Here is a 14,138-nt window from a genome sequence, read left to right on the forward strand (position 1 = left end):
TGCCGTTCGCTCAGGATGACGCGGCGCTCGACATGAACGCCAGGGGCCGGGAACCGGAGGCGGTGCCTCCCCGACTACCTGTGCCGGGCCACGAGGGTGGCCCGCGGCCGGTGGACCGGCCGGAGCGTCACAGCGGTAGGGGAGAAGGCCCATGCGCCTAGGAAAGTGGTGCGGACTCGCGGTGGTTGTCGCGCTGGCCGCCACGGCGTGCGGTTCAGGCGGCGGGACACGCGCTACGGGGGCGGACGGCGGTCCACCGGGCCGCGACGGCTTCCCCGTACGGGTCGCCGACTGCAAGGGCGTGGAGACCACGTTCACCGCCCCGCCCCGGAAGATCGTCACCAGCAACGCCGCCGCCCTGGAGATGCTGCTGCGGCTCGGCGCCGGCGACCGGGTCATCGGCACCGGATTCCCGCCCGGCAAGGGGACGTTGCCCGGCGAACTCGGCGCCCGGGCCGCCAAGGTGCCGGTCCTCGGCAAGGCCGTCATCCCGAAGGAGAAGCTGCTGGGCTCCGGTGCCGACCTCTACATCGACACCTTCGCCGCCATGGGCGGCATGGGCGGCATGGGCGGCGCCGGGGACGCCCCGTCCGACGAGGAGTTCAAGGCGGCCGGCATCCGCCACGTCTACCTGGCCTCCACCGCCTGCGCCCCGATGGCCAAGGGCCCGCAGCGCGACCTGTCCGGCGTCGAGGGCGACCTGACCCGGCTCGGCGCCGTCACCGGCACCGCGCCGCGGGCCCGGGAACTGGTCGCCGGCATGCGCGCCAAGGTCGCCGCCGTCCACCAGGCCGTCGCCGACGTCCCCGAGGCCGAGCGGCCCCGCTACTTCTTCTTCGACTTCGACGCCGGCACCAAGCAGCCGATGGCCGTCTGCGGCAAGCAGGTCGCCAACGCCGTGATCAGCCAGGCCGGCGCCCGCAACGTCTTCGGCGACTGTGACGGGGACTTCAAGCCGGTCTCCTGGGAGGACGTGGTCGCCAAGAACCCCGACTGGATCCAACTGGCCGTCCGCGACCGCGGCGACGCGGTCGCCAACGCCGAGGCGTTCGACCAGGCCGCGCAGTTCCTCAAGACTTTCCCCGCCACCAAGGGCCTGGCCGCGGTCCGCAACGAGCGGTTCCTGCGGATCGGTTCGGAGCCCACCACCATCGCCGGCACCCGCAACGCCGACACCGTCGAGCAGATCGCGCGCACCCTGTACCCGACGCGGTTCAAGGCGGCCCGGTAGTGGGGGCGCAGCCGCTCGCCCCGGTACGCGAACGGACGCACCCGCCGCGCACCGGGCCGCTCGCCCTCGTCCTCGCCGTGGCGCTGGTCGGGGCGCTGACCGCCGCGGTGTCGCTGGGCGCCACCGACCTGCCGCCCGGACACGTCTGGTCGGTGGTGCTGCGCCGGCTCGGCGGGGCCGCGCCGCAACCCGGCACGGACGAGCTGATCGTGTGGCAACTCCGGGTCCCCAGAGCCCTGTTGGCCGCCTGCGTCGGCGCCGGCCTCGGGCTGGTCGGCACCGCGACCCAGGCCCTGGTGCGCAACCCGCTCGCCGACCCGTACCTCCTCGGCATCTCCAACGGGGCCTCGCTCGGCGCGGTCGCCGCCATCGTGCTGGGCGCCGGCGCCGGCGGAGCGCTCGGGCTCGGCATGTCGGCGGCCGCCTTCGCCGGGGCGCTCGCCGCGTTCGCGCTGGTGTGGGCGATGGCGCGGCGCGGCGGCGGATTCTCGCCGCTGCGGCTGGTGTTGGCGGGCGTGGGCATCGGTCAGTTCCTGTCCGGCTTCACCAGTTACCTCGTCCTCCAGGCCGGCGACGAACAGCAGACCCGCGGGGTGCTGTTCTGGCTGATGGGCAGCCTGAGCGGGGCCACTTGGGGCGCACTGTGGCTGCCGGCGCTCGCGGTCGCCGCCGGCCTGCTGGCACTCCAGGCCAGGGCCCGCGCGATGAACGCCCTGCTGATGGGCGATGAGACGGCGGCCGGGCTCGGCGTGGACGTGACCCGGCTGCGCCGCGAACTGTTCGTGGTGACCAGCCTGTTGACCGGCGTCCTGGTCGCGGTCTCCGGAGCCATCGCCTTCGTCGGCCTGATGGTGCCGCACCTGTGCCGGCTGGTCGTCGGCGGTGACCACCGCCGGCTGCTGCCGCTGTCCGCCCTCACCGGGGCGCTGCTGCTGGTGGTGGTCGACGTCGTCTGCCGAACGGCCCTGGACGGTCAGGAGCTCCCGGTCGGGGTCGTCACGGCGATGATCGGCGCGCCGGCCCTGTTGTTCGTGCTGGACCGGCGGTTGGGGGGCGAGCGATGAGGATCGACATCGAGGAGCTGCGGGTCAGCTACTCCGGACGGGACGTCGTCGCCGGGGTGCATCTGATGGCGGCCTCCGGCGAGATCGTCGGGCTGGTCGGCCCCAACGGCAGCGGCAAGTCCACCGTGCTGCGGACCGTCTACCGGCATCTGCGCCCCACCGCCGGCCGCGTCCTGCTCTGCGGAACCGACCTCGCCACGCTGTCCCCCGGGCGCGCCGCCCGCCACATCGCGGCCCTGCCGCAAGAGCGGGCCGCCGACTTCGAGTTGACGGTGCGCGAGGTGGTGGCGATGGGGCGGACGCCCTACAAGCGGGCCTTCGCCGGCGAGGACGACACCGACCGCTCGGCGGTGGCCGACGCGCTCGCCGCCGTCGGTATGGCCGGCGCGGAGGCCCGCCGGTTCACCGCGCTCTCCGGCGGCGAGCGGCAACGCGTGCTGCTGGCCCGGGCGTTCGCCCAGGACACGGACGTGCTGGTGCTGGACGAACCCACTAACCACCTCGACGTCCGCCACCAGGTCGAGCTGCTGACCCTGCTCCGCGACCGGGCCCGCACCACCCTGATCTCCCTGCACGACCTGAACGCCGCGGCATCGCTCTGCGACCGCCTGCACGTCCTGCACGACGGCCGACTGGTGGCCTCCGGACCGCCCCGGACGGTACTGACGCCAGAACTGCTGGCGGAGGTCTTCGGGGTGCGGGCGGCGGTGACGGAACATCCGCTGACGGGCGATCCGTTGATTGCGTTTGATCACCGGGGTGGGTAGGGGGTGCCCGCAGTCCTCGGGGGAGTGGGGGCTGCGGGCACGGGGGTGGTTATGGGGTTGGGGGGTGCGTGTCTGGTGCTGGTGTCGGTGCTGGTGCTGGTGCTGGTGCTGGTGCTGGTGCTGGCGCTGGTGCCGTTGTCGCTGTCGGCGCTGCTGTCGCTCCCGTCGCCCCCGTCGCCCCCGTCTCCTGTGTCGCCGCCATCGTCGCTGTCGTCGTGAAGTGGCTGGGCCGCCCGTGCCGCAGGATCAGACGGCCCCGGCGCTCGGCGTCCGCCCGGCGCAGCAACTCCCGCCTCCCATCGTCGTGTTCCAGCACGCACGCGTGCCACGGCGTCGTCCACACATCCGGCGCGTCCAGCAGCCGGATCCCGAACTTGGCCGAACCCCGCGGCTGCGGGTGGATCGACAGCCGCACCGCCCCCGGGTGGTACCCGGCGATCAACTCGCCCCAGGCCCGGCTCCGCCGGATCACCCCGTAGGCGCGCGCCCGGCACTCCCGCTGCAACGCCGAACGGGTGCCGGGGTAGGCGCCGAGGTCGGTGTCCTCGAAGAGGAACCGGGTGATGCCCAAGTACAGCCGCCGGGCGGCCTCGTCGGCCCGCGTCTCGCCCCGTAGCGCCGCCAGCGAGGGCGCGTGCTCCGCCTCGATCCGGGCCCGTTTGGCGTCGTAGGGCAGGTCCCCGTATGCGGCACGCAGATCGAAGACGCTCAACCGGGGCGCCAGCCCCTCCTCTTGGAGCAGCGCCCGCAGCCCGTCCCCGTAGGCGTCGATGTCGGCGTCCGGTACCCGGATGAGGTCGCTGAAGACGTGTCCGTCCGAGCAGATCACCATCCGGGCGCCCGGTGGGTACACGGCCGCAATACGGGCGCACAGCCCGTCCAGGAAGCGCAGCGCGAGCCGCTCGCCCTCGTCGGGGAGCGGGCCGAGCACCTTCGCGGGGTTGGGGGACTTGCAGGGGAAGCCCGGCAGGGTGAAGGGGATCGGCCGCCCCGCCGCGACCCAGGGGGCCAACTGGCGCAGTTGGACGGGAAACGCGTCCGGGGTGTCGCCGTCGGTGGCGTCGTCCAGGGTGCGCCGGTAGGGGAGGAGGACGCGGAGTATCGCCTTGCAGGTGGAGACCGTGGAGGCCGTGGAGGTGATGGAGGTCGGGTGGTCGGTGCAAGGGGTTTCGAGGGCGTTCGGGATCAGCATGCGTTGTCCCGGGGGTGGGAGTCCGTTGCGCTAGCGGGGCGGGGCGCGGGGCGGGGCGTGGTCATCGGGCAGCCGGTGGCGGGTGTGCCTGGACCGGGGGCCTGGCCAGGGGACCGCTCCGGTTCGCTTCCGTACGTCACCGGGAGGTGGTTGACCCCGCGGGCCAGGACTGCCGGGATCCACGGCAGTTGGTCCTCCGGAACGGCCAGGCGGAGGCCCGGCAGCCGACGGAGCAGGGTGCCCAGCGCGATCTGCAACTCGGCGCGGGCGAGCGCGGCCCCCGGGCAGAAGTGGCTGCCGTGGCCGAAGGCGAGGTGTGGGTTGGGCGAGCGGTCGAAGTCGAGGGCGTCGGGGTCGGCGAAGCGCCGCGGGTCGCGGTTGGCCGCGCACAGCGAGACGATCACCGAGTCGCCGGCCGGAATACGGGTCCCGTGCAACTCGCTGTCCTCGGCGAAGAACCGCCAGGTCGTCAGCTCGAACGCGCCGTCATGGCGCAGCAGTTCCTCGACCGCCCAGGGCAACAGCTCGGGCCGGGCGGCCAGCGTGGCGAGGTCTTCGGGGTGGCGGAGCAGGGCGATCAGTGCGGTGGTGATCTGGTTGGTGACCGGTTCCTGGCCCGCGACCAGCAACTGGAAGACCATCGAGTCCAGTTCCTCCTGGGTCAGCTCATCCGCGTCGCGGCAGGCCACCAGACGGGACAGCAGGTCCGCCCCCGGTACGCGCCGCTTGTGCCCGACCAGATCGGCGATGTACTGCTGGAGCCCGCGCAGCCGCGCCTCGTACGCGGGTCGGCCCGGGTCCGTGGGCCCGACCGGCTGCACCACCTTCCCCCAGTCTCGGTCGAAGCGCACCACGAACTCCCGGGGAAGGCCGATCACCTCGGCCAGCACCCGGAACGGGAAGTGCGCCGCGAACTCCGCGACCAGGTCCGCCCGGCCCACGCCCGCGAACCGGTCCAGCAACTCGTCGGCAAACTCCTGGAAGCGCGGACGGAGCGCTGCCACCCGCTGTGGGGCGAACGCATCGGTGATCATCCGGCGCATCGCGGTGTGTCGGGGTGGGTCCTGGTGCAGCAGATGCACCTGGAGTTGCGAGTGCTGCGGCTCCGGCATGATCGAGGCGCGCGCCCGCCAGGCCGCGTTGCCGCGTGAGTGGTGCTTGCCCAACCGCGGGTCGGTCAGCGCCCGTTGGGCCGCCTCGTACCCGGTGACGAGCCAGGCGCACACCCCACTGGGGAAGCGGACGCGGTGAACGGGGCCGCGGTCCCGCAACTCGGCGTAGAGGGGATAGGGGTCACGCTTGTAGGCGGGACCGTAGAGCTCTACCGGCCCTCTTGGCTCTACGAGCCCGCTCGTCTCTGCCAGCGCTCTCGGATCTACCGGCCCTCTCGGCTCTGCCGGCTCTGTGGGGGTGGTGGGGGCTGGGGTGTGTATCCGGGCTGCGGTGTCTGGTGAGTTGGAGTCGGTCGGTTTCATCTGGATCTTCCTCTGGTCTTCCTCTGGTGTTCCTCTGGGCTTCCGGTGAAGGGAGAGGGTGGGAGGGCGGGTCTCTGTAGGTGGGGCAGGGCAGGGCGAGGGCCGGCGGACGCCATCGGCCCGGGCGGGGCATCGGCCCGCGCGGGGCGTTCGGGTGGCTCACACGGCGAGCTCCGGCCGGTAGAGGTCGAGCCACAGCGCGAGGTCCACCACCCGCTCCAGTCGCAGTCGATGCCCCCACTCCAGCCGTTCCGGCGCGGTCGTCAGGTTGGCGGCGATGACCCGCTCGTCGACCAGGTCGCGCACCCGCCCGCCGGCCGCGTCCAACGCCTCGCGGGCGAGCCGCTGAAGCCCGCGGTTGTAGTCGGGGTGGTGGGTGGCCGGATAGTGGTTCTTGGCCCGCCACAGCACGGACCGCGGGGCCAGCCCGGTGCCCACGGAGCGCAGCAGGCTCTTCTCCCGGCCGTCGTGCCGGTGCAGCTCCCAGGGCGCGTTGAAGGCGTACTCGACCAGCCGGTGGTCGCAGTACGGCACCCGCACCTCCAGGCCCCGCGCCATGCTGAGTCGGTCCTTGCGGTGCAGGAGCTGGCGCAGCCAACGGGTCAGTGACACGTGCTGGAGCTCGCGCTGTCGGCGTTGCGCCGCGCTCTCGCCGTCGAGGTGCGGCACCGCCGCCAGCGCCGCGCGGTAGGTGTCGCGCTGGAACTCCCCGATGCGCAACTCCCGGGCCAGGTCCGGGTGGAGCGGCATCGCCGCCTCGTCGCTGGTGACCCGCAGCCACGGGAAGGTGGGCGCGGCCAGCGCCGCCGGATCGTGGAACCACGGGTAGCCGCCGAACACCTCGTCCGCGGCCTCACCGGACAACGCCACCGTCGAGTGCTCGGCGATCCGGCCGAAGAGCAGGTACAGCGAGGTGTCCATGTCGCCGACGCCGATCGGCGAATCGCGGGCCGCGACCACGGCCGCGCGGTGCCCGGGATCCAGCAGTGCCTGCGGGTCCAGCACGACGGTCTGGTGCTCGGTCCCGATGAACGCGCCCGCCTCGACGGCGTACGGCGCATCGTGCCCGGTGCGCAACACATCGCCGGTGAAGCGCTCCGCCTGGTCGCTGTAGTCGACGGCGTACGTGCGCAACCGCGCCTCCGGGCCCTCGCGGAGCCGCAGTTCGTCGGCGAGCAGCGCCGTGACGACCGTCGAGTCCAGCCCGCCGGACAGCAGACTGCACCGCGGCACATCGGCCTCCCACTGGGAGCGCACCGCGTGCTCCAGACGGTCGCGGACCCCGGCGGTGGTGGCCGCGAGGTCCGGGTCACCGTGCGGCCGCGCGGTCAACTGCCAGTAGAGCCGCTCGGTCAGCTCGTCGCGGTCGAACGCCACCAGGCCGCCGGGCGGCACCTCCCGCACCTCCGCCCACAGCGTCGCCCCCGTCCCGAACACCAGGCCGTACGCCTCCCGTAGCCCCTGCGCATCAACCCGCGGTACGCAATCGGGGTGCGCGAACAGCGACTTGGGCTCGGAGCCGAAGACCAGGCCGCCGTCGGGCGTCCGGGCGTAGTACAGCGGCTTGACGCCCATCCGGTCCCGCACCAGCAACAGTCGGCCGGCCGCCGCGTCCCACACGGCGAACGCGTACATGCCCACCAGCCGCTCGGCCAGCCCTGCGCCCCACTCCTGGTAGCCGCGCAACACCACCTCGGTATCGCTCCGCGTCGCGAACTCCCGCCCGGCGGAGCGGAGTTTGCGGCGCAGCTCGTGGTGGTTGTAGACCTCGCCGCTGTAGCTGAGGACGACCGTGTCGGGGGAGGGGCTCCCGCCGGCCTGTGGGGCGCCGGTGGCGCTCGCCGTCATGGGCTGCGCGCCGCCCTCGATGTCGAGCACGGCCAGCCTCCGGTGCCCGAGTGCGGCATGCGGACCGACCCAGATACCCGAACCGTCGGGCCCACGGGGAGCGAGCGTCGCGGTCATCCGCTCGATGACGCGGGGCCGCCGCCCGGGCTCTTCGCCGAACGAAACCCAACCGGTAATGCCGCACATGGGGTGCCTTTCTTTGGGGTGGGGTGGGGGAGGAGAGGAGAGGGGACGTGGAGTGGGGAGAGGGTGAGGGGTGGGGCGTGTGGTGCGCGGTGGGGGGTGGGGACGGGGTGGTTGGTTGGTGGGGTGGTGGTTGGCCGCGGGAGTGTGCGGGCTGGGCGGGGAGGGGGAGGGCGGAGTTGGGGCCTGCGGTGGCATCTGGGCTCGGGGGCGTGGAGTCTGGGCGTTTGGTGCCATCGGCGTCGCCCGGTTCGGGGTGGGGCCACCGCAGTTCGGGGCACCGGAGTTGGGGGCGACGGCTGATCGCGGGCGGCTGATGGCTGACGGCGTATGGCGTGAGGTGCGGGGACGTGAGGAGTGGTGTATGGGGCGTGAGGCGCGGCCCGGGGTCCGCGGTCCGGAGTCCGAAGCCCGGGACTACGGCGGAGGCGCGGGGCCCGAGTCCACCGGTGCGGCCGTCGTGGCGCGTCTCGCCGGCCTTGCCAGCAGCGTCGCTGCCAACAGCGCCACCGCCGTGGCCAGTACCGGACCGGTGCGCGGCCCGGTCAGGCTTCCCAAGGCGGTGGCCGCCGCCGGGCCCAGTGCGAAGCCCGCGCTACGGGCGAGTTGGACGGTCGAACCGGCCGTGGCCATCCGCTCCGGCCCCGCCGCATCGAGCACCATCAACTGGGCCGGCCCGCCGTACAGCCCCATGCCGAACCCCGCCACCGCCAGCCGCCAGCCCACCTGGAGCGGCGGCCAGTCCCCGGCCACAGCGAGCAGGCCGAACCCGGCGGCGACCAGCGCCGCCCCGGTCACCGCCACCGGCCGGGCCCCGTAACGGTCCGCGAGCCGACCTCCCACCGGCCCCGCCACCGCCATCGCGGCCGGGAACGCGAGCAGCGTCAGACCGGTGCCGAACGCCGAGACGCCTTCTACGCGTTGGAGGTGCACCGCCAGCAGGAAGTGCACCGCCGCGAAGGCCACCGCGAGGGCCAGCACGGCACCGTGGATCCCGCCCGTACGGGCCGCCCGCAGCGCACCGCGCACGCGTCGCCCGCCGTCACCCCGGGCCCACAGCACCCCCGGCACCAGCGCGAACCCGCACAGCGCCGGCCCGACCCACCCCTCGGTGAACGTCAGCCCGAGCAGCAGCGCCCCGACGGCGGTGCCGGCCAGCGAGGCGTCCCGGCACTCGGCCCGCCGGGGCGCGGCCGGCCGCCCGCCCGGTGGGAGCCCGCGGCGGGCCACCCACCAGGCGAGCGCACACAGCGGCAACTTCACCAGCAGGACGGCGCGCCAACCCCAATGGTCCAGCAACACCCCGCCCAACGCCGGCCCGACGACGGCCCCGAGCGGTCCGAGCGTGGCCGGCACGCTCATCGCCCGCCCGCGCAGCTCCGGCCGTACCGCGCGGACCGCCAACAGCGGCATCAGCACGAACAACACCGCCCCACACGCCCCTTGGAGCAGCCGCGCCCCGATCAGCACCGCGGCGGCCGGCGCGGCGGCCGCCGTCGCGCCGCACAACCCGAAGCCGGCCAGTGCGCCCAGCGCCACGGGCCGCAACGGCGCCCGATCGAGCCACCGTCCGGCCGGCAACAGCAGTGCGACCACCGGGAGTTGGTAACCCAGAACGGCCCATTGGGCGACGGCGACCGGGACGTCGAAGCCGCCCGCGAGGTCCGGCACCGCCACCGTCATCACGCCCATGTCGAACATGGCCAGGAACGAGCAGATCCCGGCGACGGCGACCAGCCCCCACCGCTCCTCCTGCGCCCCCGCCGCGTCCTGTGGGTCCCGTGGCATCGGCCCGTCCTCTCGTCGACTCACGCACCGGTCACCGAACCGGTTCTCCGCACCAGTTCTCCGCACCGGTTCGCCGCGCCGGTTCGGCGCGGCGTCTGAGAGGTCGGGCGCGGACCGCTCCCAGTTCCCGCCACAACGCGGGCAATTGCGGAACCAGGCCATCGAAATGGGGGGCGGGCAAACTCAGTTAGTCGGCCCGGAACGGCCCCGAGTTCCGCCCCACGGACGGGACAAACCTCACGCGTCGAACGGCCCCTGATCGCCCCTCCGCCCCCCTTCCCAACTGCCACGATGACGCGATGACCACCCCAGTACTCGGGGCCTTGGCACCCGACTCCCCACCCCCCAACCGCGCCCGGCGACCCCGGCCTTCGCCTCGCCCCCTCCCCTTCCGGCGACTGCTGCCGGCCCCCGCGGTGCTCGGCTTCGTCGCGCTCCTGGCGCTGCTGGGCGCCCTCTCGTACGCGGTGGGCAGTGCCGCCGGACCGGTGGCCCCCGGCCTCCACCCGGCCGACCGCACACGCCCGGGCCCCACCGGCCCCTCCGGTGGCGGAGCCCCCGACGGAAGTCCCAACATGCCGGGGATGCACGGGATGTCAGCGATGAGCGCCGAGGGAACACGCGGCGCACGGGACCCACTGGGCGCCGCACCGACCACACGGGATGCGCCGGGCGAAGGCGCTGCACCGGCTACACGGGAGACACTGACCAGGCAGGATGCACCGGTCCCGCGGGATGTACTGTCCACACGGGATGTACTGTCCACACGGGGCGTACTGGCTGCACGGGGCGTACTGGCCACACGGGATGTCGTGGGTGCACGAGGCGTTTCGGACGCACGAGGTGTAGGGGACGCCCGGGGCGTATTGGCCACCCGGGGCGTACTTGACGCACGAGGCGCCCTACGGGCGGTGCCGCCGACGGCAGTCAACGCAATCACGGCATCCGCATCCCGTCCCGCCCCGACCTGCACGGCACGGGGAGCACAGCGATGAGCCCGCAACCCCTCCCGAGGCCCCACCTCCCGAGGCCCCGCCCGACCGCGCCCGGCAACGCTGCCGCCTCCGCCCAACCCCCTACCCAAGACCCCGTCGGGGCCCCGGCGACGGACCCCAGCCGCACCACCACCCTCGCTATCGGCGGGATGACCTGCGCCGCCTGTGTGGGCCGAGTTGAGCGGAAACTGGGCCGGCTGGACGGCGTCACCGCCACCGTGAACCTGGCCACCGAACGGGCCCACGTCAGCCACCCCGCATCGGTCTCCGCTGACGTACTCATCGCCACCATCGAGGCCGCCGGCTTCACCGCCCACCTCCTGGCCCCCACCCCCGCCCCGCCCGCCCCACCCACCCCCCTCTCGGGCACACTGCCCCCGTCACCCGTCGCGCACGACCCTGACGCCTCCTCCCGCGGCAGCACCTCCCAAGACAGCGCCGCCTGCCACGGCACCGCCCGCCATGACCCTCCCCAGGGCAGCGCCGCCCACGGGGCCGTCTCCCACGGCAGCGCGTCCCCCAGCAATGCCCCCACCCCGCAAGGCGACCAAGGCCCCCACGACGACCCGGCCCACCAAGCCGCTCACGAGAACGCCCGCCATCACCACGCCCGAAAACAGAATGACCGTCGCATCCACGACCAGCCCAACCATCCCCGCCGCAACGACGATTGCCCCGGTGTTGACCGCCACGGCAGCGACCGCCGCAACGACGATGGCTCCGGCACCAGTCGCCGCAACGAAGACGACCCCGGCGGCCAGCCCCACACAGATGCCCGCGCCGCCATCGACGTGGTCACCGATGCGGGCACCGACGCGGAGCCTCGCACCATTGCCGGGACTCACGTCAACGTCAATGCCGACGTCAATGCCGACGCCGATGCCGACGTTGATGCCGCAGCTGCCGCCCGTGTCGCCCTCCGCGCCGAGCGTCGCCGGTTGTTGGTGACCGCCCTCCTCTCGCTCCCCGTTCTGTTCCTGTCGATGGTGCCCGGTTGGCAGTTCCGGAACTGGCAATGGCTCTGCTTCATGCTGGCTGCCCCCGTTGCCGTGTGGGGCGCGGCTCCCTTCCACGTGCGTGCGCTGCGCGGCCTTCGGCACGGTGCCGCGACCATGGACACCCTGGTGTCCCTAGGCGTCGCCGCGTCGTTCGGCTGGTCCACCTACGCACTGTTCCTCGGCGGCGCCGGTGAGCCGGGGATGACCATGCCGTTCAGCCTGCTGCCCACGGCGGGCGATGGCACCGCCCATCTCTATCTGGAAGCCGCCGTCGGCGTCCCGTTGTTCGTGTTGGCCGGGCGGCGGATGGAGGCCCGGGCCCGCCGCGGTACCGGCGCCGCGCTCCGCTCCCTGGCGGAACTGGCCGCCAAGGAGATATCGGTACGCGGGGCCGATGGCTCCGAACGCCGAGTCCCCATCGAGGTGTTGCGCGTCGGTGACCGGTTCCTGGTCCGACCGGGCGAGCGGGTAGCCACCGACGGCACCGTCGTCAGTGGTAGTTCGGCCCTGGATCTCTCCCTGATCAGTGGTGAGAGCCATCCCGTCGAGGTCGGACCGGGCGCGGAGGTGGTCGGTGGTGCGGTCAACTCCGGTGGTCTGCTGGAGGTACGGGCCGAAGCCGTGGGTGGCGACACCCAACTGGCCCGGATCACCCGGCTTGTCGAGGACGCCCAGACCGGCAAGACCCAGGCCCAGCGGCTCGCGGACGCGGTGGCCGCGGTCTTCGTCCCCGCCGTGCTGACCATCGCGGTCACCGTCCTGGGATTCTGGCTCGGCGCGGGCGCCGACGCCCAGGCAGCGGTCACCGCCGCGGTCGCCGTGCTCGTCGTCGCGTGCCCGTGCGCTCTGGGGTTGGCGACCCCGACCGCGCTGCTGGCCGCCACCGGCCGGGGTGCCCAACTCGGCATCCTGGTCAGTGGTCCGGCAGCGCTGGAACGCCTGCGCCGCATTGACACCGTCGTCCTCGACAAGACCGGCACCCTCACCACGGGCCGGATGACCGTCAGCCACTTCACGCCGCGGGCCGATGGACTCGACCCGGATGACGTGCTGTGGTTTGCCGCCACCGTGGAGCAGGGTTCCGAGCACCCCGTGGCTCGCGCCGTCATCGCGCACGCCCGCGAGCACCTCGGGACCGAGCGCCCGCTCGAACCGGCCGCCGCCGTCCGCGACTTCACCGCTACGCCCGGATACGGGGTCCGCGGCGTGATCGATGGGCGCATGGTGACCGTCGTCCGACCGCCGGACGACCTCACCCGACTCCCGACCCCGCTACCGGAAGCGGTCCGCGCCGCCGAATCCGCCGGACACACCGCGGTTCTCGTCACCGTCGAGGACACCCCGGAGGCCGTCCTCACCCTCGGCGACTCGCTCCGCCCCGACGGATACCGCGCCGTCGACCACCTGCGGCGACTGGGCCTGCGGCCGGTGCTGGCCACCGGGGACCGCGCGGCCACCGCCCATGCGATCGCCAGGCAACTCGCCATCACCGAGGTCCACGCCGAGGCCCGGCCCCACGACAAGGCCGCGCTGGTCACGACCCTGAAGGAACAGGGGGGTCGGGTCGCCGTCGTGGGCGATGGAGTCAATGACGCGGCGGCTCTCGCCCTCGCCGATCTCGGCATCGCCATGGGCAGCGGCACCGACGCCGCGATCGGGGCCGCCGATGTCACCCTCGTCCGCGAGGACCTCCAGGCCATCGCCGACGCCGTGCGCCTCGCGCGCCGCACACTCGCCACCATCCGTATCAACCTCCTCTGGGCGTTCGGATACAACCTCGTCACCGTGCCGCTCGCCGCCGTCGGGCTGCTCAACCCGATGCTTGCGGCGGCCGCCATGTCCGCCAGCTCCCTTCTCGTCGTCGGCAACAGCCTGCGCCTCCGTGCCTGGCAGCCATCTGCCGCTGCGCGCAAGGCCCGTCGCCGACCCGCGCACTCGGACTCAGCCCGTCACCTCGCCACCCCCTCTTCGGGCGGCGACCCCAGCAACACGCCCCGCAGGAGGGGTACTTGGGAGACCGTATGAACCGCTCTCACCTCGCCGCCGTCGCCGTGCCGGTCGTCACCTGCCTGGCGACCCTGGGCACTCTCACTGCCTGGGCCGTCACCGGGAACGCGGGTTCCCCTGCTCGTCTGACGGCTGCCGAGGGCCGCGTCCTGATTCCCGCCGGGAACGATGCCACCGCTGCCTTCTTCACCCTGCGCAACACCGGCGCCGCAGACGACGTCCTCACCGCTGTCACCGGACCGCCTGGTCACCGCGCCATGCTCAGCCGGGACGTCGCCGTGGGGCGTAACGCCCGGTCCATGGCGATGGTTCAGGGCGCCACCGTCCCGGCCGGGGGCTCACTGGTCATGACGCCCATCACCCTCGACATCATGATCAGTCCGCCGCCCCGGCTCGCCCCCGGAGACCGTCTCACCTTCACCCTGCACTTCCGCGACAGCCCACCCCTCACCGTCCGCGCCCGAGCGGTGCGCCCCGGCCAAGAGCGGTCGGAGGGCGCGGCGGGGTAATGCGTGGTGGAGTGAGTGACGGGGGGAGGGGGTGGGGTGAAAGCGGGGCTGGGGGAGGTGAATCAGGCGGCCGAGGGTATG

Annotated in this window: 9 protein-coding genes; 5 read left to right on the top strand and 4 right to left on the bottom strand. The window is 73.4% G+C overall.

What is annotated here, in order from left to right; genetic code table 11:
* Positions 1-151: 151 nt before the first annotated feature.
* Genes ACFVFQ_RS10020 through ACFVFQ_RS10030 form a run of 3 tightly spaced genes read left to right on the top strand, consistent with a single transcriptional unit; the run spans position 152 to position 3,062 of the window.
* The gene (locus ACFVFQ_RS10020) at positions 152-1,231 is read left to right on the top strand and encodes an ABC transporter substrate-binding protein (protein WP_383411751.1); all 1,080 of its coding nucleotides are present in this window, start codon (positions 152-154) and stop codon (positions 1,229-1,231) included.
* On the top strand, positions 1,231-2,295 hold the full coding sequence (locus ACFVFQ_RS10025) for a FecCD family ABC transporter permease (protein WP_383411754.1): 1,065 nt from the start codon (positions 1,231-1,233) through the stop codon (positions 2,293-2,295). The genes ACFVFQ_RS10020 and ACFVFQ_RS10025 overlap by 1 nt, the downstream gene beginning before the upstream one ends.
* Positions 2,292-3,062, top strand: a complete 771-nt coding sequence (locus tag ACFVFQ_RS10030; RefSeq protein WP_383411757.1) for an ABC transporter ATP-binding protein — start codon at positions 2,292-2,294, stop codon at positions 3,060-3,062. The genes ACFVFQ_RS10025 and ACFVFQ_RS10030 overlap by 4 nt, the downstream gene beginning before the upstream one ends.
* Positions 3,063-3,111: 49 nt before the next feature.
* Here ACFVFQ_RS10030 and ACFVFQ_RS10035 read toward each other — a convergent pair whose 3' ends face one another.
* The 4 genes from ACFVFQ_RS10035 to ACFVFQ_RS10050 all read right to left on the bottom strand — a co-directional run bounded on the left by ACFVFQ_RS10035 (position 3,112) and on the right by ACFVFQ_RS10050 (position 9,548).
* A complete protein-coding gene (locus ACFVFQ_RS10035) occupies positions 3,112-4,254 on the bottom strand; it encodes an L-tyrosine/L-tryptophan isonitrile synthase family protein (RefSeq protein ID WP_383411761.1) in 1,143 nt (380 codons plus the stop codon).
* Positions 4,248-5,729, bottom strand: coding sequence for a cytochrome P450 (locus tag ACFVFQ_RS10040; protein ID WP_383411764.1), 1,482 nt, complete (start codon positions 5,727-5,729; stop codon positions 4,248-4,250). Before ACFVFQ_RS10040 ends, ACFVFQ_RS10035 begins: the two co-directional genes overlap by 7 nt.
* 159 nt (positions 5,730-5,888) lie before the next feature.
* The gene (asnB, locus tag ACFVFQ_RS10045) at positions 5,889-7,763 is read right to left on the bottom strand and encodes an asparagine synthase (glutamine-hydrolyzing) (protein ID WP_383411767.1); all 1,875 of its coding nucleotides are present in this window, start codon (positions 7,761-7,763) and stop codon (positions 5,889-5,891) included.
* A gap of 414 nt (positions 7,764-8,177) precedes the next feature.
* On the bottom strand, positions 8,178-9,548 hold the full coding sequence (locus tag ACFVFQ_RS10050; RefSeq protein WP_383411770.1) for an MFS transporter: 1,371 nt from the start codon (positions 9,546-9,548) through the stop codon (positions 8,178-8,180).
* Positions 9,549-10,539: 991 nt separating this feature from the next.
* Here ACFVFQ_RS10050 and ACFVFQ_RS10055 point away from each other — a divergent pair.
* Positions 10,540-13,566: a heavy metal translocating P-type ATPase gene (locus ACFVFQ_RS10055; protein ID WP_383411773.1), complete on the top strand. Its 3,027-nt coding sequence runs from the start codon at positions 10,540-10,542 to the stop codon at positions 13,564-13,566.
* Positions 13,563-14,057: a copper chaperone PCu(A)C gene (locus ACFVFQ_RS10060; RefSeq protein ID WP_383411777.1), complete on the top strand. Its 495-nt coding sequence runs from the start codon at positions 13,563-13,565 to the stop codon at positions 14,055-14,057. Before ACFVFQ_RS10055 ends, ACFVFQ_RS10060 begins: the two co-directional genes overlap by 4 nt.
* Positions 14,058-14,138: the final 81 nt, after the last annotated feature.

Source organism: Streptomyces sp. NPDC057743 (assembly GCF_042798755.1).
GTDB lineage: Bacteria > Actinomycetota > Actinomycetes > Streptomycetales > Streptomycetaceae > Streptomyces.